This window comes from Streptomyces sp. PKU-EA00015 (assembly GCF_013387495.1).
Taxonomy (GTDB): domain Bacteria; phylum Actinomycetota; class Actinomycetes; order Streptomycetales; family Streptomycetaceae; genus Streptomyces.
This window is the reverse complement of record NZ_JABZEE010000056.1, coordinates 1-22785: the sequence shown is the minus strand read 5'-3', so window position 1 is coordinate 22785 and position 22785 is coordinate 1. Positions and strand designations below refer to the sequence as shown.

The window sequence follows — 22785 nt, the reverse complement described above, 5'->3', positions numbered from 1 at the left end:
ACACGCGGCCCCGGGCCGCACGTCCCCCACCTGACAGGGTGTCCGGCATGGCGTCGCAGCGTGTTGCGACGCCATGTCATGTTTTGCGCAGCCGTGGCGCGAAGTCGTTGCCGTACCGATATGCGGACGGGGGGTGACGGGACTCGAACGGCTCGCCTAGATTTCCTGCGCATTACAACAGGTGACCAGTGAGGGGACGGAGCCGCATGTCAGCAGTGCCCGAGGCGCCGGACGCGCCTGAAGCGCCCGAAGCGAAACAACCGGTCGTCACACCGGTGCGCGTGATCATCGCCCTCTGTCTCTTCGCACCCTTCGTGGCGATGCTCTGGGTCGGTTCCTACGCGAAGGCCGAACCGACGTTCATCGGCATGCCGTTCTTCTACTGGTACCAGATGCTCTGGGTCCTGGTGTCGACGGCGCTGACGATGATCGCCTACATGCTGTGGCAGCGTGACCAGCGCGCCCGCAAGGGAGGTGCCTCCCGATGAAGGACGGCGTGAACGGCGTCGCACTCGGCGTCTTCATCTTCTTCTTCCTGGCCGTGACGGTCATGGGCTTCCTGGCCGCCCGCTGGCGCAAGGCCGAGAACGAGCACAGCCTCGACGAATGGGGCCTGGGCGGCAGATCGTTCGGCACCTGGGTGACCTGGTTCCTGCTGGGCGGCGACCTGTACACCGCGTACACCTTCGTCGCCGTCCCGGCGGCGATCTACGCGGCGGGCGCGGCCGGTTTCTTCGCCGTGCCGTACACGATCCTCGTCTACCCGCTCATCTTCACCTTCCTGCCGCGCCTGTGGTCGGTGTCGCACAAGCACGGGTACGTGACGACTGCCGACTTCGTCCGCGGACGTTTCGGCTCCAAGGGCCTGTCCCTGGCGGTCGCGTTCACCGGCCTCCTCGCCACGATGCCGTACATCGCGCTCCAACTGGTCGGCATCCAGGCCGTGCTCGACGTCATGGGCGTCGGCGGTGGCGAGAACACCAACTGGTTCATCAAGGACCTGCCGCTGCTGATCGCCTTCGGTGTGCTCGCGGCCTACACGTACTCCTCGGGACTGCGTGCGCCGGCGCTGATCGCCTTCGTCAAGGACACCCTGATCTACATCGTCATCGCGGTGGCGATCATCTACATCCCGATCAAGCTCGGCGGCTTCGACGCGATCTTCTCCGCCGCCGGCGAGAAGTTCTCGCAGATCAACCCGGCCACGGACAAGCCCGTCGGCGCCCTGGTACCCGGCGAGATGGGCCAGTGGGGCTACGCCACCCTCGCCCTCGGCTCGGCGCTCGCGCTCTTCATGTACCCGCACTCCATCACGGCGACGCTGTCCTCGCGCAGCCGTGAGGTGATCCGCCGCAACACCACGATCCTGCCGCTGTACTCGCTGATGCTGGGACTGCTGGCCCTGCTCGGCTTCATGGCCATCGCGGCGGGCGTGAAGGTCACCAACGGTCAGCTGGCCATCCCGCAGCTGTTCGAGAACATGTTCCCGGACTGGTTCGCGGGCGTCGCCTTCGCCGCGATCGGCATCGGCGCGCTGGTCCCCGCGGCCATCATGTCCATCGCCGCGGCCAACCTGTTCACCCGGAACATCTACAAGGACTTCCTCAAGCCCGACGCTACCCCGGCGCAGGAGACCAAGGTCTCCAAGCTGGTCTCGCTGCTGGTGAAGGTCGGCGCCCTGGTCTTCGTCCTCACCATGGACAAGACCGTGGCGATCAACTTCCAGCTGCTGGGCGGCATCTGGATCCTGCAGACGTTCCCGGCCCTGGTGGGCGGCCTGTTCACCCGCTGGTTCCACCGCTGGGCGCTCATCGCCGGCTGGGCGGTCGGCATGATCTACGGCACGGTGGCCGCCTACGGCGTGGCGAGCCCGACGCAGAAGCACTTCGGCGGCTCGTCGGCCGAGATCCCCGGCATCGGCGAGATCGGCTACATCGGCCTCACCGCGTTCGTGCTGAACGTCGTCGTCACCGTGGTGCTCACCTTCGTCCTGAGGGCGGCCAAGGCCCCCGACGGCGTCGACGAGACCAGCCCGTCGGACTACACGGCGGACGCGGGCGACCCGGGCGTCAAGGTGGAACTCCCGCCGGCCACGGCGGGCGCCCCCGGCGGCCACTGACGGATAGCGTACGCAAGGGCCGTCGCATCTCCCCAGGGAAATGCGGCGGCCCTTCGTCGTGCTCTGATGCACACTGCCGGGCATGGACATCACGATCAGGCGGATCGAACCCGGGGAGCACGGGGCGCTGGGGGAGCTGACCGCACAGGCGTATCTGCGCGGCGGAATGCTCGACTTCGGCGAGGAGGACCCGTATCTGGAGGTGCTGCGGGACGTCGCGGGACGCGCCGCGCACACGGAGGTGTACGTCGCCGTGGACGGGCGGGGAACCGTGCTCGGCGGGGTGGCCTTCGTTCCCGCCGGCGGCCCGTACGCCGACCTCGCGGGGCCGGGCGAGGCCGAGTTCCGGACGCTGGCCGTGGCCGAGGAGGCTCGGGGGCGCGGGGTGGGCGAGGCGCTGGTGCGGACCTGTGTCGACCGGGCCCGGGCGGTGCCCGGGTGCGTGCGCGTGGTGCTGTCGACACAGCCGATGATGCACGCGGCGCACCGGATATACGCCCGCCTGGGCTTCGTACGCACCCCCGAGCGGGACTGGGCGCCGGTCGAGAACGTTCCCCTGCTGACGTACGCCCTGGAGCTCTGAGCCCGCGGGAGACACAACATGTGGGGGCATGCGTAGCACCCCGCCCCCACATGTATGCTCATGTGGCTGTCGCCGCAGGGGAATCCGGTGCGAATCCGGAACTGTCCCGCAACGGTGTGATCCGGTGCGCTGTGCGTACCCGACGAGTCCGAGGACCTGCCGACGGTGCATCCGGCTCGACCGAACCGGGTGCCGAGACGTCCGGGCCTCGCGGTAGGGCCGGTGGACGCCGTGCCTCGTGCTGCCCGTCCGCGGGCCCGCGCCGGCATGGTCCCCGCCTCCCCCGCCGGCCCAGAGCCGAGCGAGGGAGAGCATCACATGACCATCGCGCCAGCCGATCCGGCTTCAGGCACCGCGGAGCAGACCACGGCCGGTCCCGGGACCAGCCTGCTGCGGACCCTCACGGACCTGACGGCCGATCTGCCCGACGCCGACCCCGGCAGGGTCGCCGCCGCCGCGCTGCGCGGGCGGCACGCCGGGTCGGACGAGGCCGAACTGCGCTCCCTCGCCACCGATGCCGCCGCCGGTCTGATCTCCGAGGACCCGGCCTACTCCCGTCTCGCCGCCCGGCTGCTGACCCGCACGATCGCGGACGAGGCCGCAGGCCAGGGCGCGGTGTCGTTCTCGGCCTCCGTCGCGGTCGGGCACCGCGAGGGCCTGATCGCGGACCGCACCGCCGCGTTCGTGGCGCTGCACGCGGCCCGGCTCGACGCGCTCGTCGACCCGGCCGCCGACGACCGCTTCGGCTACTTCGGCCTGCGCACGCTCTACAGCCGCTACCTGCTGCGTCACCCCATCAGCCGTCACGTCGTCGAGACGCCGCAGCACTTCATGCTGCGCGTCGCCTGCGGTCTCGCCGAGGACGACAGCGTCCGCTCGGTGGACGAGGTCGCCGACCTGTACGGCCTGATGAGCCGGCTCGACTACCTCCCCTCCTCCCCCACGCTCTTCAACTCCGGCACCCGCCACCCGCAGATGTCGTCCTGCTACCTGCTGGACTCGCCGCTCGACGAGCTCGACTCGATCTACGACCGCTACCACCAGGTCGCGCGCCTGTCGAAGCACGCGGGCGGCATCGGGCTCTCGTACTCGCGCGTCCGCGCCCGCGGTTCGCTGATCCGCGGCACCAACGGACACTCCAACGGCATCGTCCCGTTCCTGAAGACACTCGACGCCTCGGTCGCCGCCGTGAATCAGGGCGGCCGGCGCAAGGGTGCCGCCGCGATCTACCTGGAGACCTGGCACGCGGATGTCGAGGAGTTCCTGGAGCTGCGCGACAACACCGGCGAGGACGCCCGGCGTACGCACAACCTCAACCTCGCGCACTGGATCCCCGACGAGTTCATGCGGCGCGTCGAGGCGGGCTCCGACTGGTCGCTGTTCTCGCCGGCCGACGTGCCCGAGCTCGTCGACCTGTGGGGCGAGGAGTTCGACGCGGCGTACCGCGCCGCCGAGGCCAGGGGCCTGGCCCGCAAGACCATCCCGGCGCGCGACCTGTACGGCCGCATGATGCGCACGCTCGCGCAGACCGGCAACGGCTGGATGACCTTCAAGGACGCCTCCAACCGCACCGCCAACCAGACCGCCGAGCCCGGCCACACGGTCCACTCCTCCAACCTGTGCACCGAGATCCTGGAGGTCACCGACGACGGCGAGACGGCCGTCTGCAACCTCGGCTCGGTGAACCTTGGAGCCTTCGTCGAGCAGGGAGCCGACGGCGGCGGGATCGCCTGGGAGCGGCTTGACGCCACCGTCCGCACCGCGGTCACCTTCCTCGACCGGGTCGTCGACATCAACTTCTACCCGACCGAGCAGGCCGGGCGCTCCAACGCCAAGTGGCGGCCCGTGGGGCTGGGCGCGATGGGCCTCCAGGACGTCTTCTTCAAGCTGCGGCTGCCCTTCGACTCGCCCGAGGCACGCGCCCTGTCCACCCGCATCGCCGAGCGCATCATGCTCGCCGCGTTCGAGGCGTCCGCCGACCTCGCCGAGCGCAGCGGCCCGCTGCCGGCCTGGGACAGGACGCGCACCGCGCGCGGCGTTCTGCACCCGGATCACTACGGCGTGGAGCTGAACTGGCCCGAGCGCTGGGCCGCCCTGCGCGAGCGGATCGCCGCCGTCGGCATGCGCAACTCGCTGCTCCTCGCCATCGCGCCGACGGCGACGATCGCCTCGATCGCGGGCGTCTACGAGTGCATCGAGCCGCAGGTCTCCAACCTCTTCAAGCGCGAGACCCTCTCCGGCGAGTTCCTCCAGGTCAACTCCTACCTGGTGGACGAGCTGAAGAAGCTCGGCGTGTGGGACGCGCAGACCCGCGAGGCGCTGCGCGAGTCCAGCGGCTCGGTGCAGGGCTTCACCTGGATCCCGGCCGAGGTGCGCGAGCTGTACCGGACGGCCTGGGAGATCCCGCAGCGCGGCCTGATCGACATGGCGGCGGCCCGTACGCCGTTCCTCGACCAGTCGCAGTCGCTGAACCTGTTCCTGGAGACGCCGACCATCGGCAAGCTGTCGTCGATGTACGCGTACGCCTGGAAGCAGGGCCTGAAGACGACGTACTACCTGCGCTCGCGCCCGGCGACGAGGATCGCCCGCGCCGCCCAGGCGACGATCCTCCCCCAGCCTTCGGCGGAGGTGCCCCCGGTCCAGGCGGCGGCCGACCCCGACGCCGTCGCCTGTTCCCTCGAAAACCCCGAGTCCTGCGAGGCCTGCCAGTAATGACCGTGGAGAACAAGAACCTGCTCGACCCGGGCTTCGAACTGACCCTGCGTCCCATGCGCTACCCGGACTTCTACGAGCGCTACCGGGACGCCATCAAGAACACCTGGACGGTGGAGGAGGTCGACCTCCACTCCGACGTCACCGACCTCGCCAAGCTGACGCCGGGCGAGCAGCACATGATCGGCCGGCTGGTCGCGTTCTTCGCGACGGGCGACTCCATCGTGGCCAACAACCTGGTGCTGACGCTCTACAAGCACATCAACTCCCCCGAGGCGCGGCTGTACCTGAGCCGCCAGCTCTTCGAGGAAGCCGTGCACGTCCAGTTCTATCTGACGCTGCTGGACACCTACCTGCCCGACCCGGACGACCGCGCCGCCGCGTTCGCCGCCGTCGAGAACATCCCCTCCATCCGCGAGAAGGCGCAGTTCTGCTTCACGTGGATGGACTCGGTCGAGAAGATCGACCGCCTGGAGACGCGGGCCGACCGCCGCCGTTTCCTGCTCAACCTGATCTGCTTCGCCGCCTGCATCGAGGGGCTGTTCTTCTACGGCGCCTTCGCCTACGTCTACTGGTTCCGCTCGCGCGGCCTGCTGCACGGACTGGCGACAGGCACCAACTGGGTGTTCCGCGACGAGACGATGCACATGAACTTCGCCTTCGAGGTCGTGGACACCGTCCGCAAGGAGGAGCCTGAGCTGTTCGACGACGAGCTGCGGCAGCAGGTCACGGACATGCTCCACGAGGCCGTCGAGGCGGAGCTCCAGTTCGGCCGTGATCTGTGCGGCGACGGGCTGCCGGGCATGAACACCGAGTCGATGCGCGAGTACCTGCAGTGCGTCGCCGACCAGCGCCTGACACGACTGGGCTTCGCCCCGGTGTACGGCTCCCAGAACCCGTTCTCCTTCATGGAGTTGCAGGGCGTCCAGGAGCTGACGAACTTCTTCGAGCGGCGCCCGTCGGCGTACCAGGTCGCGGTGGAGGGCTCGGTCTCCTTCGACGACGACTTCTGATCCGCACGGACACAGGCCGCGGCCCGCACCTCGCACGGGGGAGGTGCGGGCCGCTTGGGTGGTGTCAGATGCCGCAGCTGGGTGCCGACCAGTAGCGGCTGCTGCGGTGGTCGACGTGCGTGTGGTCGTTGTGGCCCGGGTAGCCGGGGCCGAGGATGCCGTTGAAGCCGTGGTAACGGGCCTGCTGGGCCAGCTTGCACAGGGAGTGCGGTCCCGCGCCCAGGTCCGCGGCGTCGCCGTAGAGGTGGCGGCTGCTCGACGCGCCGCCGACCGCCTCGTTGCAGGCGTACGACCGGAAGCCGCTGGTCACGGTGATGGGCTGGTCGCCGAGCGCGTGTCGCATGGCCTCCAGCTTCCACATGGTGCGCAGGGCGTTGGACTTGGCGGTCGCGGCGCTCACCGCGCCGCCGGACCAGGTGGAGTTGCAGTCGTTGAGTTCGGCGTAGCTGAAGTGGGCAGGGGTGCAGTCGCTGTCCTGGAGCGCGTAGATCTTGCTGTACGTCGCGGGTCCGGCGACACCGTCGGCGGCGAGGCCGTAGGCGGACTGGAAGCGCTTGACGGCGGCGGTGGTCGCCGGGCCGTAGTCGCCGTCGACGGCGAGGACGCCGCCGTAGCCGGGGTAGCCCGCCACCCTGATCTGGAGCTGGGTGACGTCCGCGCCGGACGCGCCCTGCGAGAGGGTGCGCGACCAGGTGTAGCAGTCGTCGGCCTGGGCGGTGCCGGCGGTGGCGACGACCCCCGCCAACCCGGCAACCATGAGCATGACAATGGACAGCAGAAGCCGTGCTGTACGTCTCAGCATGAAGTCTCCCTGCGATGAGAGCCGTGAGAGCGGTCCACAGCAGAGACTGGCGGGAGGGTCGACGCGCGTCAACAGCCCCCGGGCTGCCGCCATTTGTCGGTCCAATGACGGGCGGGTGACGCACGAGGGCCCCGCTCGCACGGAGCGGGGCCGGCCGTGGGTCGTGCGGATCAGTCGTTGGCGACGACGGGGTAGCGCGGGGTGCCCTCCGCCATCTGCCGCAGTGCGTCCTTGCGCTCGCGCTTGGAGAGCCGGTCGATGTAGAGGTACCCGTACAGGTGGTCCGTCTCGTGCTGGAGGCACCGGGCGAAGTAGCCCGTGCCGCGCACCCGGATCGGGTTGCCCTGGGCGTCCTGCCCGCGCACCACCGCGTAGTCGGGGCGGGCCAGCGAGGCGTACGCCGTCGGAACGGAGAGGCAGCCCTCGTTGGAGTCGTCGAGGTTGCGCAGCTCCGGGGGAAGCTCCTCCAGCACCGGGTTGCACACGACGCCGACGTGGCGCACGCCCTCGTCGTCGGGGCAGTCGTAGACGAAGACCTTCAGGTCCACGCCGATCTGGTTCGCGGCGAGGCCGACGCCCTCCGCAGTGCGCTGGCTGGCGAACATGTCGTCGATGAGGGCGGCGAGCTTGTCGTCGAACTCGGTGACGTCCTTGCACTCCTTGTGCAGCACGGGGTTGCCCACGACCGTGATCGGGCGGGAGGTGCCGCGCTCGCGGTACGCGCGCTCGCGCTCCTCACAGTTCTCCGTGTCCACGACGAAACCGTCGTCGACCTGCTGGTCCGTCTCGTGCTGCGACGCCATGTCAGCCGTACGCCCTTCTCAGTACCCGTCCCCGGCCCGATGCCCGGTCACCTGCGTGTCCGTACAGCGTACGGGCAGGCGTCAGCAGACTTCCTCGAGATCCCGCCATTCCCGGCTGTCCGGACTGTCCGCGACCCAGCCGTCCAGCAGTCCGCGCACGAGCCCGGCCGGCGCGGCGATTCCGCATTCGCGCTCCGGCGACCACAGGTCGCCCGCCGTGCGGTGGCCCAGCGGGCCCGGGTGGCCCGGTTCGCTGTGGTCGTGCGGGTCCAGGTGCTCGCCCTCGCCCTCGGCGCTCGGCATCCGGCCCTCCGAACAGGCCCGGCACAGCAGCCGCACCGAGGACGACCAGTCCTCGGCGGCGAACCCCGCGTCGGCCGCCAGCTTCTCCAGCGCGTCCCGGTCGGCCTCGGTCGCCGCCTCCAGCAGCACCACCCAGGTCGGCACGGGCGAGGGCGCCCACAGCTCGATCTCGTCGAAGACGGGGTAGGAGGGCCCCGCGCTGGTCGTGCGCTCGCCGTGCGGCACACCGTCGTGCAGGACCACCTCGCCCCAGCGCCGCCCGGACGAGGGCAGCGGGATGGAGAGCACTTCTATCCGGGCCGGGTCGAGCCTGCGGCCCCAGACCACCTCGGCCTCGCCCTCGGGCGACAGCCGTACGGCGGCGCTGCCGAGATCCATGCCGACGGGCTCACCGTTCGGCGCGGCGGCTCCGGGCACCTTCAGCCCGTACGCCTGCCAGGCGCGGCGGGCCAGGGGCCAGTCCTGCAGGGCGGTGGCGGCGATGCCGACGTTCCACCAGTCCGGGGCGCCGGTCTCCTTGTCCAGCAGGGCGACGGCCCGCAGCCCCGCGGCCCGCGCCTGCTCCCAGTCGTGCCGGAACTTGTGCAGCAGCGCCAGGTTGAACCAGGACTCCGAGAGCCAGGGCTCGAGATCCGCCGCCCTGGTCAGCAACGCCCCCGCGTCCTCGTACCGGCCGTCGCCGATCAGCGTGAACGCGCGGTCGGTGGCCTGCCGCCACGAGGCGGACGGCCGATGCCGTACCTTCCCGAAGATCCTCACGATTCCCGCCTGCCGGTCGCTCGGGTGTCTGTCCCGGACGCATGCCTGAGTGCCCGCTTCTGTGCCTTCTTTCGCATCCAACCATGCCCGGTCGCAGGCTCGCTCATTACCCATGGGTTACCCAGGTGGGACCGGGCCGAGACCGCCTCGGGCAAGGACTCTGGCAAGGGATTCCACGACCTCGGGCTCGTAGTCGTGGCCCGTGCCGAGGCGCAGCCGCTCCAGTGCCGCGAGCGCTCCGCCCGCACTTCCTCCGCTTCCCTGTGCCAGGTCCTCGTACGCGTTCACGGTGCGGACTATCCGCGCGGGCAGGGACTGCTCCCGGTAGGGATCGGCCTGCTGCTCCACCACGGCCGCGACGGCGGTCGGCACCCCGGTCCGGCGCACGACCGCACCGCCGAGCAGCGCGATACGGCGCTGTTCGGCAGCCGGGAGCACGGCGGTGGCCCCGTCGGGGACGGGGTCGACCAGGGACAGCTGGCCGATGTCGTGCATCAGGGCCGCGTACTCCAGCACCGTCAGCTCGGGGCCCGACAGCCGCATCTCCCGGCCCACGGCCGTGCTGAGCGCGGCGACCCGCCGGGCGTGGCCGGGCGGGGTGTAGCCGGCGATCTCGGTGGCACGGGCGAGGGAGGCGATGGTCTGGCGGTAGGTCGTGCGGACCGCGGCGTACCGGCGGAACGACAACTGGGTCAGCAGCAGCGGCACGCAGAAGACGGGCAGCGCCCACAGGCCCGCGACCGCGACCGCGAGGGCCATCACGGCACCGGTCGCGCACACGGCGGACCCTATGCCGGGCAGCGCGCGCAGCTCGTCGCGCAGCATCGGCCCGTACGGGTACCCGGGACGGGCCGCCAGGAGGGCCGACAGCACCGCGTCGCACAGGAGGGTGAGCACGAGGAGCACCAGCAGGAAGAGGGCGTAGAAGGGACCGTGTCCGATGCGGTGCTCCAACGCGCCGGAGTTGTACAGCGGCTGGAAGCACACCGCGGCGAACCCGACGGTCAGCACCCGCCGGGCCACATGGTCCGGCCCGGGTCCGCGTCCGCGTGCGACGTGCGGCACGGCCCCGGCGAGCGTGCCCGCGACGACGACGGCGACGACCTGGAGGGGGCCGTGGACCGTCGACCGGCCGGCGCACTCGCCGAGGAGGGCGTACGCGAGGGCGCCGGCGGCCGCGAGCGGGGCCGGCTCCCTGCCCCACGCCCCCTCCGGTGCAGGCGGCGCTCCCCTCCCCGGCACGTCCACCCAGCGCGCGAGCTCCCCCACAGCGATGAAGATTCCGAAGCCGAGCGCGTTCGCGGGCTCTGCCAGGCCGTTCCAGGCGACCCCGCCGAGGGCTGCGGCGGCGAGACAGGCGGCGGCCGCGTACACGGCGACAGCGGCCCGGTCCGGCAGGGCCGCCGTCATCCGGGCCGCACCCGGTGCGGCCCGCTCGGCGCCTCCTGCCGCGGCGGACCCACCGGTGCCGCCTCGTCCGAGGTGACGGCCGTCTCCCAGCCCTCGCGTTCCAGCGCCCGCACCAGCGCGGCCACCATCCGCGGGTCGAACTGCGTCCCCGCGCAGCGCTCCAACTCCTCGAGCGCCACTGACACCGGGCGGGCCCGCCGGTAGGAGCGGGTCGAGGTCATCGCGTCGAACGCGTCCGCGACCGCCACCACCCGCGCGAACTCGGGGATCTGCTCACCCGCGAGCCCGTACGGGTAGCCGCTGCCGTCCAGCCGCTCGTGGTGGTGCAGGATCGCCGCCCGCGCCTCGCCCAGGAAGCCGATGCCGCGCACCATCTCGTGCCCGTACTCCGGATGCAGCTCGATCACGCGCCGCTCCTCGGGCGTCAGCGGCCCGTCCTTGCGCAGGACGCGCGTGGGCACCCCGAGCTTGCCCACGTCGTGCAGGATCCCGGCGAACCGGAGCAGTTCCAGCCGCTCGTCCGCCATGCGCAGCTCGCGCGCGATCAGTACGGAGGCCCGGCCGACCCGCTCGCTGTGACCGCGGGTGTAGCGGTCCTTGAGGTCGACGGCCTGGACGAGCGCGCGGATGGTCGCCTGGTGGGCCGCCCGCTCGCGGTGGTACTGGGCGTACATCCAGCTGGAGACGTACATGGGCAGCAGGACGAACAGCGCGGACACCGGCCCGTAGGGGCTGCGCCACAGGACGGCCGTCATCAGCCCGGCGAGGCCGTGCACGCAGTACGGGGCGGGTGACACGGACAGCAGCGCCCGCCCGGCCCGGCGCAGTGGCAGGTGCTCGGCCGCCGCGCGGATGGCGCCGTCGAGGACGGAGAGCACCAGGCAGAAGGCGAGCGCTCCGGCGAGCGCGTGCACCAGGACGGGAGGGAAGTCGGGGGCGGTCAGGCCGCGTTCGCCGCCGGCGAGGCGGTACGCCCGCGCCGCGGCCCAGGTCGACAGCGCCAGCTGAGCGGCGCGCCAGACGCGGCGGGCCCCCGGCGCGGGCCGGCCGGCCCGGCCGACGAGGGCGCCCGGGACGGGGACGAGCGCGGCGGCCGCGGCCGGCAGCAGGAAGGCGGCCGCCAGCAGCACGGGGAAGAACGGACAGGCCCCGACCAGCGGCGAGTGGCCGGGACGGAAGCGGGCGGGCATCTCGCACAGCGCGTAGAGCCCGGCGAGCAGCGCGACCGCGGTCCAGGGCACATCGGCGGCCGTCACGGCCGGGGCCGCACAGACCGCGGCGCCGAGGACGGCACCCGCGATGAAGGCGTGTGCCGCCTTCGGTATGGCCGTCACTGCCCCGCCCCCTCCTCGATCCAGCGCACACGCTAGCGAGATGAGGGGTGAGGGGCGGCCGTACGGGACCCGTTCGCACGTACGGGTGAACATCACGGCATCACGTGAGGCGCGCCACGAGTCGTGACGCGCCTCAGGGTCCTGCGTATGTCTGCGGCGGAGCTACTCCTGTGCCGTCGCCACGTCCTGGTCGGGAACGGCCTGGCCCGAACGGATCAGGTCGATACGGCCCATGACCTTGGCCCGCAGGTCGCTGGGCACGTCGTCATGCCCGCAGCACCGCTTGACCAGCTTCTTCACCGCCTGCTCCAGACCGTACTTCTCCAGGCACGGGGAGCACTCCTCGAAGTGCACCTCGAACTTGGTGCAGTCACTGTCGGGCATCTCGTGATCGAGGAACTCGTAGAGATGGTCCAGGACTTCAGAGCAGTCCGTCTCGTGCGGCTCTCCGCAGCTCATGAGCCCGAGCCTTTCGCGTCGTTCGACTCCCCCGCACCGGCCGGGACGAGCCCCCGCTCGCGGGCGTAGTCCTCGAGCATGCCGCGCAACTGACGGCGGCCCCGGTGCAGGCGGGACATCACCGTACCGATGGGTGTTCCCATGATGTCCGCGATCTCCTTGTACGCAAAGCCCTCTACGTCGGCGAGATAGACCGCGATCCGGAACTCCTCGGGGATCGCCTGAAGAGCTTCCTTGACGTCCGAATCCGGCAGATGGTCGAGGGCCTGCGACTCCGCGGAACGCAGCCCCGTCGACATGTGCGACTCGGCGCGCGCGAGCTGCCAGTCCTCGATCTCCTCCGCTGCGCTGCGCTGGGGCTCGCGCTGCTTCTTGCGGTAGGAGTTGATAAAGGTGTTCGTGAGGATCCGGTACATCCACGCCTTGAGGTTGGTGCCCTCGCGGAACTGGTGGAACGAGCCGTACGCCTTGGCGTACGTCTCCTGTACGAGGTCTTCGGCATCGGCGGGGTTGCGCGTCATGCGCAGCGCGGCCGAGTACATCTGGTCGAGGTAGCCGAGGGCGTCCCGCTCGAAACGGGCATTGCGCTCGGCGGCCGTCTCCTCGGACTGCTCCGCCCGGCCGTCGTCGGTCCCTGCGTCGGTCCCAGTGACCGCACCCACCTCCTCCAACGCTGTGACGGACCCCAGAGCGGACCCGCTCGAATCGGAGAATAGTCGACCATGCTGCGACGGGGCCTGCCGATTCCCACCGCCCACCGCCGGAACCGGCCCGCTCTTGCCCTGCGAGAGCACCGTCCACTCCAGCCCGGTGGAGCGCTCGGCTGTCGGGCAGAAGGTCGTACCCATGCGGTGGACTCCCTACTCATGCTCTGTACTGACATCCGCCACAACAGTGCGCACCCGTGTCTCATTCCCGGAGCGCGGCTGTCCAACGGGTCACAGCATCGGTGATCGTTCCGAGGGTCTCGGCCTCCGGGATCCCGGCCTTCCTGGGCACGGCGAACCCGTGATCCCCGAGCGGCACTTCGACGAGTTCGTAGGGCCCGTCGGGGAACTCCTCGGGCCTGCCGAAGGGGTCGCTCCCGCCCTGCACGACGAGGGCGGGCACGCCCGCGCCCAGCAGTTCGTCCGCGCGGGACTTCTCGGGGCGGCCGGGCGGATGCAGCGGGAAGCTCAGCGCGAGCACGCCGGCGGCGCCGAGCTCGACGGCCGTGCGGCAGGCGACGCGCGCCCCGGCGCTGCGGCCGCCGGCGACGACGGGCGGCCCCGCCTTCGCCAGGGCGGGCCACACACCGCGCCATCCGGTGTCGAGCGTCTTCGGCGCGGGGGCGACCTTCTTGCCCGCGACGCGCCAGGGCTGCTCGACGAGGGCGACGGTGACGCCGTGCGCGGGCAGGGCACCGGCGATCGCCTTCAGGTCGCGCGCCTCGATCCCGCCCCCGGCGCCGTGCCCGAGTGCCAGCACGAGGCGCGCCCGCCTCGCGGGGAACCAGGTGATCCGGGCGTCACCGCCGGAGACCTCGACGATCTCTTTCCGCTCCATGCGGCCATTGTGACGCGGAGCACGCCGAGGGCGGCGTCAGAACAGCACCGGCTCCTCGGGGCCCGCGAGTTCCTCCAGCAGTTCCGGCCCGTTGTTGCGCACGTTGCTGACCGCCGTCGTGACCGGGTACGCCCTCATCAGTCCCTCCGGCGGCGGCGCGAGCAGGGAACGGACCTCGTCGGGGTCGGTCGTCGACGGGTCGAGCCAGGCGTCCCAGCGGTCGGGCACGAGCATCAGGGGCATCCGGGGGTGGATGTCGGACAGTGACCGCGGCCCCTCGGCCGGCGCCACGCCGAGCGGCCCCTTCTCCGCATCCGTGGTGATCACCGAGCAGGTAACCCACCAGGCCTGGGGATGACCGTCCGGAAGCGTGCGGTCGCGCCAGAACTCGTACAGGCCCGCCATCGCGAACACCGAGCCGTCCGCGGGGGTGACGAAATACGGCTGCTTCCGCGGGCGCTTCTTCTTCCCCTCGACCTCCAGCTCCCGCTCCCCGGTCCCGGTCACCCACTCGTAATAGCCGTCGGCCGGCAGGATGCAGCGGCGGGTCAGGAAGGGCCTGCGGAACGACGGCTTCTCGTGCACCGTCTCGGCGCGCGCGTTGATCATCCGGGCCGCGCCCTCGGGCGTCTTGGCGAACGACGGCACGAGGCCCCACTTCAGCGTCCGCATCTGCCGAACCGGACGCTTGTCCGCCGCGTCCTTCACAGGACGCTCGAGAATCGCGTAGACCTCCTTGGTCGGGGCCACGTTCCAGTCGGGGGCCAGGGTCTCCTCCGGCTCCCACTTCTCGACCCGGAACACCCCGACCAGATCCTCGGGCCTACGACTTGCCGCATACCGTCCGCACATAGGTGCCACACTGCCACTTCCGTACGCCGTCCGAGGGAGCCGCCCGCGAAATGCTCACGACACACACCGCCACGCTCCTCGCCGGGGCCTCCGCGCAGAACCTGTGGGAACGGCTCACCGGCACCCAGGACGCCCCCGAGCCCTGGCTCGTCGTCGTCACCGGCCTCGTAGCCCTCGCCGCCGTCATACCGACCGCCCTGTGGCGGGTGACCCGCAACGCGGTCACCATCGCGCACGAGGGGGGCCACGGCCTGATCGCCCTCGTCACCGGCCGCTCGCTCCAGGGCATCAGGCTGCACTCGGACACCAGCGGCCTCACCGTCAGCCGCGGTAAACCCACCGGGCTCGGCATGGTCCTGACCGCGGCCGCCGGATACACCGCCACCCCGCTGCTCGGCCTCGGCGGCGCCTGGCTGCTGGCCGCGCACCACATCACGCTGCTGCTGTGGGTGGCCACGGCGCTGCTGCTGGCGCTGCTGGTCATGGTCCGCAACGCGTACGGCGCCCTCACGGTGACCGTGACCGGCGCCGCGTTCGTCCTCGTGTCCTGGCTGACAGAACCCGGCGTGCAGTCCCTCTTCGCCTACACGGCCGTGTGGTTCATGCTGCTCGGCGGCGTGCGGCCGGTGTTCGAGCTGCAGTCCAAGCGCCGCCACGGAGGGGCGCCGGACTCGGACGCGGACCAGCTCGGGCGGCTCACCCATGTGCCGCCCGTCGTGTGGCTGGCGTTCTTCCATCTGGTGGCCTTCTGTTCGCTGATCGGCGGAGGCCGGTGGCTGCTCGGGCTCTGACCTCGAAGGCGGTGGGCGCCGAGCCACTAAAGTGATGGCCATGACCGACAGCACCGTGCACCCCGCCCTCTGGCCCGCCCCCTACGCGACCGGAGCCGTCGAAGCGACCGTCACCGTGCCCGGATCGAAATCGGTCACGAACCGCGCGCTCGTGCTGGCCGCCCTCGCCGCCGAGCCGGGCTGGCTGCGCCGCCCGCTGCGCTCCCGCGACACCCTCCTGATGTCGGCCGCGCTCCAGGCGATGGGCGTCGGCATCGAGGAGACCGTCTCCTCCAGCACGACGGGCGGCGCCGGCGAGGCGTGGCGCGTCATCCCCTCGGGTCTGCACGGCCCGGCCACGGTCGACGTCGGCAACGCGGGCACGGTCATGCGGTTCCTGCCGCCCGTCGCCGCGCTCGCCGACGGCCCGATCCGCTTCGACGGCGACCCGCGTTCCTACGAGCGCCCCCTCGGCGGCGTGATCGGTGCGCTGCGCACCCTCGGCGCCCGTATCGACGACGACGACCGCGGGGCGCTGCCCATGACGGTGCACGGCGGCGGTGCGCTGGACGGCGGTCCGGTGCGGATCGACGCCTCGTCGTCGTCCCAGTTCGTCTCCGCGCTGCTGCTCTCGGCACCGCGTTTCAACCAGGGCGTCGAGGTACGCCACGTGGGCGGCCGGCTGCCCTCGATGCCGCACATCCGGATGACCGTCGACATGCTCCGCGCGGTCGGCGCCCAGGTCGACGAGCCGGAGACCGGCGGCGAGCCGGACGTCTGGCGTGTCTCGCACAGCGCCCTGCTGGGCCGCGACCTGACGATCGAGCCGGACCTGTCCAACGCCCAGCCGTTCCTGGCGGCCGCGCTGGTCACCGGCGGCCGGGTCACGATCCCGGACTGGCCCGAGCGCACCACCCAGCCCGGTGACGCGCTGCGCGAGATCTTCACCCAGATGGGCGGCTCCTGCGAGCTGACGACGACGCCGGACGGTACGGCGCTGGTGTTCACCGGCAGCGGCCGCATCCACGGCATCGACGTGGACCTGGGCGAGGTCGGCGAGCTCACGCCGGGCATCGCGGCGGTGGCGGCGTTGGCCGACTCCCCCTCGACGCTGCGCGGTGTGGCGCACCTGCGGCTCCACGAGACGGACCGGCTGGCCGCGCTCACCAAGGAGATCAACGAGCTCGGCGGCGATGTCACCGAGACCGAGGACGGCCTGCACATCCGCCCGCGCCCGCTGCACGGCGGCGTGTTCCACACCTACGACGACCACCGGATGGCGACGGCCGGATCGATCATCGGTCTCGCCGTGAAGGACGTGCAGATCGAGAACGTGGCGACCACGGCCAAGACCTTGCCCGACTTCCCGCGGATGTGGTCCGAAATGCTCGGGGCCTGAGGTCATGCGCCGCTACGGCAAGAACACCGACGAGGACGACATCCGCTCGCGCCCCAACCGCAAGGGGAACCGCCCGCGCACCAGCATTCGGCCCAAGCACGAGGACGCGGCGGAGGGGATGGTCCTCACCGTCGACCGGGGCCGGTTGACGTGTCTGGTCGAGGACCGGGTCGTGATGGCGATGAAGGCCCGTGAGCTGGGCCGCAAGGCGGCGGTCGTCGGCGACCGGGTCGGCATCGTCGGAGACCTGTCGGGCGCCAAGGACACCCTGGCCCGGATCGTACGGATCGAGCAGCGCAGCTCGGTGCTGCGGCGTACGGCCGACGACGACGATCCCTTCGAGCGCGTGGTCGTCGCCAACGCGGACCAGCTCGCGATCGTGACCGCGCTCGCCGACCCCGAGCCTCGCCCCCGGCTGATCGACCGCTGCCTGGTCGCGGCGTACGACGGCGGTCTGGAGCCGCTGCTCGTGCTGACCAAGTCGGACCTCGCCCCGCCGGACGAACTGCTGGGGATGTACGGCGCGCTCGGTGTGCCCCATGTGGTCACCACACGCGAGGAGTTCGTGGACGGCCTCGCGGCGGAGCGCGTCCGCGAGTACCTGGTGGGCCGGACGACGGCGTTCGTCGGGCACTCGGGTGTCGGAAAGACGACCCTGGTGAACGCGCTGGTGCCGCAGGAGCGGCGGCGCAGCACCGGGCTTGTCAACGCGGTCACGGGCCGGGGCCGGCACACGACCACGTCGGCGCTCGCCCTGCCGCTCGCGGGCGAGAAGGGTGGCTGGGTGATCGACACGCCCGGCGTGCGGTCTTTCGGGCTGCACCATGTCGATCCGTCCCGCGTCATCAACGCCTTCCCCGATCTGGAGCCCGGTACGGAAGGCTGCCCGCGGGCCTGTTCGCACGACGAGCAGGACTGCGCGCTGGACGCCTGGGTGGCCGAGGGCCACGCGGATCCCGCCCGGCTGTACTCGCTGCGGCGCCTGCTGGCGACGCGGGAGCGACGCGAAGGTGACTGAGTCGTCCGCGTTTGCGATCCGCGACATTCGGTAAGTGCATAATCGCACCAAGTCGGACCAAGCAGTCCCGGACCGAGCAGTCACCGAATGACGCGGGAGGCGCAAGACCGATGGCGTGGCTGCTGGTGGTGGTCGCCGGGTTGCTGGAGACGGGCTTCGCCGTCTGCCTCAAGCTGTCGCACGGGTTCACCCGGTTGTGGCCGACGATCGCCTTCGCGGCGTTCGCCCTCGGCAGTTTCGGCCTGCTGACCCTCGCGCTGAAGAAGCTCGACGTCGGACCCGCGTACGCGGTGTGGACCGGGATCGGCGCGGCCGGCACGGCCGTCTACGGCATGCTCTTCCTCGGCGACCTGGTCTCCACCCTCAAGATCGTCTCGATCACGATGGTGATCGTCGGCGTCATCGGTCTGCAGCTCTCGGGCTCGACGCACTGACCGCGCCCCCGACCCCGCCGACACAGGCCCGCACCAGCTGGGCGACGCCCTCTCCCACGGGCGCGATCACATAGGACAGCGCGAGGCGTACGGCGAGTTCGCAGCGCTGCGGCAGATCCGCCGGGTCGTCGGTGGCGCGCCCCTCCCGCGACCGCCGCGCCTGCCTGACCGCGGTACGCGACCGGTCCCGTACGGCCGCGAGCAGCTCGGCCGGTGCGGGAAGCCCGGCGTCCGCGCGGCGCTGGGCCGGCACGCCGGGCAGGGTCGCGCCCTCGCGCACCGGGCGCGGGACGGGCAGCCTCTCGCCCCAGCAGCCGGTGAGCAGGGCGCGCAGCAGCGGCCGGGTGCGGGCCTCTTTGACGGTCCACTCGGCGAGGGAGACGAGCCGTTCGCAGGGTTCGGTCCGCTGGGCCAGCAGCCGTTCCACGCCGCGCAGGTAGCGGTCGGCCTCGCGCCGCACCAGAGCGCGGGCGAGGCCGTCCTTGCTGCCGAACTCGTTGTAGAGCGTCTGGCGGGAGACACCCGCGGCTCCGGCGACATCGGCCATCCGCACCCGGGACCAGGGAAGGTCGCCGAGCGCCACGAGCGCGGCGTTCAGCAGGGACTCTCGAGCTGCGGGCATCGTCGCCTCCCCGAGCGGGCATGTGTGGGCACAGGGTTGACGGGCCGACCGGGGCTGTCAAGGGACACGGCAGCGTGCTCGGCAGCCGCCCCGGCCACCGGGAACACCCCGTTCCTGCACCGATAGAGTGGCGACCATGCCGGACTACCACGATGATCTGCGCCTCGCCCATGTCCTCGCGGACGCCGCCGATGCCACGACGATGGAGCGGTTCAAGGCACTGGACCTCAAGGTCGAGACCAAGCCGGACATGACGCCGGTGAGCGAGGCCGACAAGGCAGCCGAGGAGCTGATCCGCGGGCATCTCCAGCGGGCACGGCCGCGCGACGCGATCCTCGGCGAGGAGTTCGGCATCGAGGGCACGGGCCCGCGGCGCTGGGTCGTCGACCCGATCGACGGCACCAAGAACTACGTGCGCGGCGTTCCGGTGTGGGCGACGCTCATCTCGCTGATGGAGGCAGGAGTCGACGGTGCCGCCGGCTTCCAGCCCGTGGTGGGCGTGGTGTCCGCCCCGGCGCTGGGCCGCCGTTGGTGGGCGGCGAAGGGCGCGGGCGCGTACACCGGCCGCAGTCTGACGTCGGCGACGCGGCTCCAGGTCTCGAAGGTGGAGCGGATGCAGGACGCGTCGTTCGCGTACTCCTCGCTGAGCGGCTGGGAGGAGCAGGGGCGCCTCGACGGGTTCCTGGACCTGACGCGGGCCTGCTGGCGCACCCGGGGCTACGGCGATTTCTGGTCGTACATGATGGTCGCCGAGGGGGCCGTGGACGTCTGCGCCGAGCCCGAGCTGTCGCTGTGGGACATGGCGGCCCCCGCGATCGTGGTGCAGGAGGCGGGCGGGTCGTTCACCGGCCTCGACGGCACTCCGGGCCCGCACAGCGGCAACGCCGCCGCGTCGAACGGTCTGCTCCACCGCGAACTCCTGGGCTATCTGAACCAGCGCTACTGACCCGCTCGGCGCACGCCCGCGCCATCGGAGGCTTTCGTGCGCGGCCCAACACGCCGCGCATGCCCCCTTGCTGCCCGGGTGGGGGCCTGCGACTCTGAGAGTCCCCCCGCTTGTGAACTTGTGAATCGGTTCTCTAGCGACCGGTACACCAAGGAGGTGGCTCCGTCCATGCTCGTTCGTGACGCCATGAGCACGGTGGTCCTCACCATCGGACCTGCACACACACTCCGCCAGGCGGCCAGTCTGATGGCCGCACGACGTGTCGGCGCGGCGGTCGTCCTCGACGGCGACCTCGGCCTCGGGATCCTCACCGAGCGCGACATCCTGAACTCGGTCGGCTCGGGTCAGAACCCCGACCTGGAGACCGCCGGAACCCACACCACCACCGACGTCGTGTTCGCCGCACCTTCCTGGACCCTGGAGGAGGCGGCCGGGGCGATGGCGCACGGCGGCTTCCGCCATCTGATCGTGACGGACGACGGCGGCCCGGTGGGCATCGTCTCCGTCCGCGACATCATCCGCTGCTGGGCTCCGGCCAGGCGGCACGCGGGATCGGTCGCGAGCTGACCGGAGTTCACCCGCACGAGCGAACGGGCGCATCCGCACGCAGACACCGAAAGGGCCGGATCCCCGTCCGGGGATCCGGCCCTCCGGGCCACGACAAACGGGTCAGCCGCGCAGGGCCTGGACCGCGGCGTCGAGCCGCTTGCCGAAGTCGCCGTCCGCCTGGCGGAAGTTGTTGATCGCGCGCTCGGCGATGTCGTCGCGCGACACCTTGGCGATGAAGCCGGCGAGGTTGTCGATCAGACGGCCCTTCTCGTCCTCGGACATCAGGCGGTAGAGGTTGCCCGCCTGCACGAAGTCGTTGTCCTCGGCGTGGACGGGCGCCGGGTGGTCGCCGGTCGCACCGGCCACCGGGACCGGCTGCCACAGCGGGCGGTCGATCTGGTGCGGGCCGCCGAAGCTGTTGGGCTCGTAGTTCTTCGCGCCCTTGTGACGGCCGTCGTACAGGAAGCCGTCACGGCTGTTCGTGCGCGCCTCGGTGGCGTGCGGGCGGTTCACCGGCAGGTGGTCGGCGTTGATGCCGACGCGGTAGCGGTGGGCGTCGCCGTACGCGAACAGGCGGCCCTGGAGCATCTTGTCCGGCGAGGGACCGATGCCCGGCACGAAGTGGGCGGGGCTGAAGACGGACTGCTCGACCTCGGCGAAGATGTTCTCCGGGTTGCGGTTGAGCTCCAGCTTGCCGATCTCGATCGGCGGGTAGTCCTCGTGCGGCCACACCTTGGTGAGGTCGAACGGGTTGAAGCGGTAGGTCGCCGCCTCGGCCGCCGGCATGATCTGCACCTGCACGGTCCAGGTCGGGAAGTCACCGCGCTCGATGGCCTCGCGCAGGTCGCGCTGGTGGGAGTCCGGGTCCTCACCGGCGAGCCTGTTGGCCTCGTCCTGGGTGAGGTTCTTGATGCCCTGGTCGGTCTTGAAGTGGTACTTGACCCAGAAGACCTCGCCGGCCTCGTTGTTCCACTGGTAGGTGTGGGAGCCGTAGCCGTTCATGTGGCGGTACGAGGCGGGGATGCCGCGGTCACCGAACAGCCAGGTCACCTGGTGGGTGGACTCGGGCGACAGGCCCCAGAAGTCCCAGACGTTGTCCGCCTCCTGGCTGCCCGTGTACGGGTCGCGCTTCTGGGTGTGGATGAAGTCGGGGAACTTGATGGCGTCCTTGATGAAGAACACCGGGGTGTTGTTGCCGACGAGGTCGTAGTTGCCCTCCTCGGTGTAGAACTTGAGCGCCCAGCCGCGCGGGTCTCGGACCGCGTCCGCCGCGCCCAGGTTGCCCGCGACGGTCGAGAAGCGCAGGAACGTCTCCGTCTGCTTGCCGACCTCGGACAGGAACTTCGCGCGCGTCCACTGCGAGACGTCACGGGTGAGCGTGAAGGTGCCGTACGCGCCGGCGCCGCGGGCGTGGACCACTCGCTCCGGGATGCGCTCACGGTTGAAGTGCGCGAGCTTCTCCAGCAGCAGCTGGTCCTGGACCAGAACGGGACCGCCGACACCCGCCGTCTCGCTGTTCTGGTTGTCGGCGACCGGTGCCCCGGCCTCCGTGGTGAGCGGTCCCTGCGTCACGTGCGCCTCCTGCGTCGTTCTGCCCATTGATCGAATCAGCACTGCCTGCCCTTGGCGTGCGCTGGTCTCGATCCTACGATGGACTTTGTCTAAGTCAAGTGAACGTCCAAAGTCACACCCGTTCGGGACCTGGGTCCCTTCACTGTTAGGCTGGCCCCATGAGTGACCTGTTGGAACGACTCCGCGGCCGCGGCTGGCGCATGACCGCCCAGCGGCGCGTCGTGGCCGAGGTCCTCGACGGCGACCATGTCCACCTGACGGCCGACGAGGTCCACGCGCGCGCGGTGGAGCGCCTGCCCGAGATCTCCCGGGCCACCGTCTACAACACGTTGGGTGAGCTGGTCAGCCTCGGCGAGGTGCTCGAGGTGTCGACCGACCGCCGTGCCAAGCGCTACGACCCCAATGCCCACCGGCCCCACCAGCACCTGGTGTGCGCCCGGTGCGGCGCGATCCGTGACGTCCACCCGTCGGGCAACCCCCTGGCCGACCTCCCCGACTCGGAGCGCTTCGGCTTCACGATCTCGGACGTCGAGGTGACCTACCGCGGCACCTGCCCGAACTGCGCTGCCGCATAGCACGAAACCACTGAGAAGGGCCCCGACGGAAACGTCGGGGCCCTTCTTCGTCAGGTCTCGGGCCGGGCCGGTCACCAGGTCGGATCCCGGGTGATCGGCGGTCCGGTGAGACTGTCGACCGGCCCGACATGCGGCCGGACATGACCGAAGGCCCGGATCTCAAGGATCCGGGCCTTCGTTTCAGTAGCGGGGACAGGATTTGAACC

At 71.1% G+C, this 22785-nt stretch carries 23 protein-coding genes and 1 riboswitch; of the genes, 12 read left to right on the top strand and 11 right to left on the bottom strand.

The genetic code is table 11. The features are described from left to right. The first annotated feature begins 206 nt into the window (after positions 1–206). The 5 genes from HW130_RS30140 to HW130_RS30120 all read left to right on the top strand — a co-directional run bounded on the left by HW130_RS30140 (position 207) and on the right by HW130_RS30120 (position 6427). Complete coding sequence (locus tag HW130_RS30140) at positions 207–488, top strand: DUF3311 domain-containing protein (RefSeq protein ID WP_177152934.1); 282 nt, start codon at positions 207–209, stop codon at positions 486–488. After that, positions 485–2119 (top strand): monocarboxylate uptake permease MctP, encoded by a 1635-nt coding sequence (mctP, locus tag HW130_RS30135; RefSeq protein ID WP_177152933.1) that lies wholly within the window; start codon positions 485–487, stop codon positions 2117–2119. The genes HW130_RS30140 and mctP overlap by 4 nt, the downstream gene beginning before the upstream one ends. Positions 2120–2201: 82 nt before the next feature. Next, positions 2202–2702, top strand: coding sequence for a GNAT family N-acetyltransferase (locus HW130_RS30130; protein WP_177152932.1), 501 nt, complete (start codon positions 2202–2204; stop codon positions 2700–2702). A 46-nt stretch (positions 2703–2748) separates the two neighbouring features. Continuing rightward, a riboswitch (cobalamin riboswitch) is annotated at positions 2749–2881 on the top strand. A 139-nt stretch (positions 2882–3020) separates the two neighbouring features. Further along, the gene (locus HW130_RS30125; RefSeq protein WP_177152931.1) at positions 3021–5414 is read left to right on the top strand and encodes a ribonucleoside-diphosphate reductase subunit alpha; all 2394 of its coding nucleotides are present in this window, start codon (positions 3021–3023) and stop codon (positions 5412–5414) included. Then, positions 5414–6427, top strand: a complete 1014-nt coding sequence (locus HW130_RS30120; RefSeq protein WP_177152930.1) for a ribonucleotide-diphosphate reductase subunit beta — start codon at positions 5414–5416, stop codon at positions 6425–6427. The genes HW130_RS30125 and HW130_RS30120 overlap by 1 nt, the downstream gene beginning before the upstream one ends. A 64-nt stretch (positions 6428–6491) precedes the next feature. Here HW130_RS30120 and HW130_RS30115 read toward each other — a convergent pair whose 3' ends face one another. From HW130_RS30115 to HW130_RS30075, 9 genes are all read right to left on the bottom strand, one after another. Beyond that, positions 6492–7229, bottom strand: coding sequence for a D-Ala-D-Ala carboxypeptidase family metallohydrolase (locus tag HW130_RS30115; protein WP_177152929.1), 738 nt, complete (start codon positions 7227–7229; stop codon positions 6492–6494). Positions 7230–7399: 170 nt separating this feature from the next. Continuing rightward, the gene (gene def, locus HW130_RS30110) at positions 7400–8032 is read right to left on the bottom strand and encodes a peptide deformylase (protein ID WP_177152928.1); all 633 of its coding nucleotides are present in this window, start codon (positions 8030–8032) and stop codon (positions 7400–7402) included. Between the two features lie 81 nt (positions 8033–8113). Beyond that, the gene (locus tag HW130_RS30105) at positions 8114–9094 is read right to left on the bottom strand and encodes a hypothetical protein (protein WP_177152927.1); all 981 of its coding nucleotides are present in this window, start codon (positions 9092–9094) and stop codon (positions 8114–8116) included. 117 nt (positions 9095–9211) lie between these two features. Continuing rightward, positions 9212–10504 (bottom strand): HD-GYP domain-containing protein, encoded by a 1293-nt coding sequence (locus tag HW130_RS30100; protein ID WP_177152926.1) that lies wholly within the window; start codon positions 10502–10504, stop codon positions 9212–9214. Further along, the gene (locus HW130_RS30095) at positions 10501–11838 is read right to left on the bottom strand and encodes an HD-GYP domain-containing protein (RefSeq protein ID WP_309140628.1); all 1338 of its coding nucleotides are present in this window, start codon (positions 11836–11838) and stop codon (positions 10501–10503) included. Before HW130_RS30095 ends, HW130_RS30100 begins: the two co-directional genes overlap by 4 nt. Positions 11839–12000: 162 nt before the next feature. Beyond that, a complete protein-coding gene (gene rsrA, locus HW130_RS30090; RefSeq protein ID WP_177152924.1) occupies positions 12001–12297 on the bottom strand; it encodes a mycothiol system anti-sigma-R factor in 297 nt (98 codons plus the stop codon). Next, positions 12294–12959 (bottom strand): sigma-70 family RNA polymerase sigma factor, encoded by a 666-nt coding sequence (locus HW130_RS30085; protein ID WP_177152923.1) that lies wholly within the window; start codon positions 12957–12959, stop codon positions 12294–12296. The genes rsrA and HW130_RS30085 overlap by 4 nt, the downstream gene beginning before the upstream one ends. 247 nt (positions 12960–13206) lie before the next feature. Then, positions 13207–13842, bottom strand: coding sequence for an alpha/beta family hydrolase (locus HW130_RS30080; RefSeq protein WP_177152922.1), 636 nt, complete (start codon positions 13840–13842; stop codon positions 13207–13209). 36 nt (positions 13843–13878) lie between these two features. Continuing rightward, positions 13879–14694 carry an SOS response-associated peptidase gene (locus HW130_RS30075; RefSeq protein ID WP_177152921.1) on the bottom strand — a complete coding sequence of 272 codons (816 nt, stop codon included), beginning with the start codon at positions 14692–14694 and terminating at the stop codon, positions 13879–13881. A 50-nt stretch (positions 14695–14744) separates the two neighbouring features. Between HW130_RS30075 and HW130_RS30070 the strand changes: the two genes are divergently transcribed. From HW130_RS30070 to HW130_RS30055, 4 genes are all read left to right on the top strand, one after another. Then, positions 14745–15485: a M50 family metallopeptidase gene (locus HW130_RS30070; RefSeq protein WP_177152920.1), complete on the top strand. Its 741-nt coding sequence runs from the start codon at positions 14745–14747 to the stop codon at positions 15483–15485. A 40-nt stretch (positions 15486–15525) separates the two neighbouring features. After that, entirely contained in the window at positions 15526–16863 is a 1338-nt protein-coding gene (aroA, locus tag HW130_RS30065; protein WP_177152919.1) for a 3-phosphoshikimate 1-carboxyvinyltransferase, read from the top strand. Between the two features lie 4 nt (positions 16864–16867). Further along, the gene (gene rsgA, locus HW130_RS30060; RefSeq protein WP_177152918.1) at positions 16868–17881 is read left to right on the top strand and encodes a ribosome small subunit-dependent GTPase A; all 1014 of its coding nucleotides are present in this window, start codon (positions 16868–16870) and stop codon (positions 17879–17881) included. 110 nt (positions 17882–17991) lie between these two features. Next, a complete protein-coding gene (locus HW130_RS30055) occupies positions 17992–18315 on the top strand; it encodes a multidrug efflux SMR transporter (RefSeq protein ID WP_177152917.1) in 324 nt (107 codons plus the stop codon). Here HW130_RS30055 and HW130_RS30050 read toward each other — a convergent pair. After that, complete coding sequence (locus tag HW130_RS30050; RefSeq protein WP_177152916.1) at positions 18281–18937, bottom strand: TetR/AcrR family transcriptional regulator; 657 nt, start codon at positions 18935–18937, stop codon at positions 18281–18283. The genes HW130_RS30055 and HW130_RS30050 overlap by 35 nt on opposite strands. A 136-nt stretch (positions 18938–19073) precedes the next feature. Between HW130_RS30050 and hisN the strand changes: the two genes are divergently transcribed. Next, positions 19074–19883, top strand: a complete 810-nt coding sequence (hisN, locus tag HW130_RS30045) for a histidinol-phosphatase (protein WP_177152915.1) — start codon at positions 19074–19076, stop codon at positions 19881–19883. Positions 19884–20051: 168 nt separating this feature from the next. Next, a complete protein-coding gene (locus HW130_RS30040; protein WP_177152914.1) occupies positions 20052–20450 on the top strand; it encodes a cyclic nucleotide-binding/CBS domain-containing protein in 399 nt (132 codons plus the stop codon). A 102-nt stretch (positions 20451–20552) separates the two neighbouring features. Here HW130_RS30040 and HW130_RS30035 read toward each other — a convergent pair whose 3' ends face one another. Next, a complete protein-coding gene (locus tag HW130_RS30035) occupies positions 20553–22031 on the bottom strand; it encodes a catalase (protein ID WP_177152913.1) in 1479 nt (492 codons plus the stop codon). Between the two features lie 131 nt (positions 22032–22162). Here HW130_RS30035 and HW130_RS30030 point away from each other — a divergent pair, with 131 nt between their 5' ends. After that, positions 22163–22579 carry a Fur family transcriptional regulator gene (locus HW130_RS30030; RefSeq protein ID WP_177152912.1) on the top strand — a complete coding sequence of 139 codons (417 nt, stop codon included), beginning with the start codon at positions 22163–22165 and terminating at the stop codon, positions 22577–22579. Positions 22580–22785: the final 206 nt, after the last annotated feature.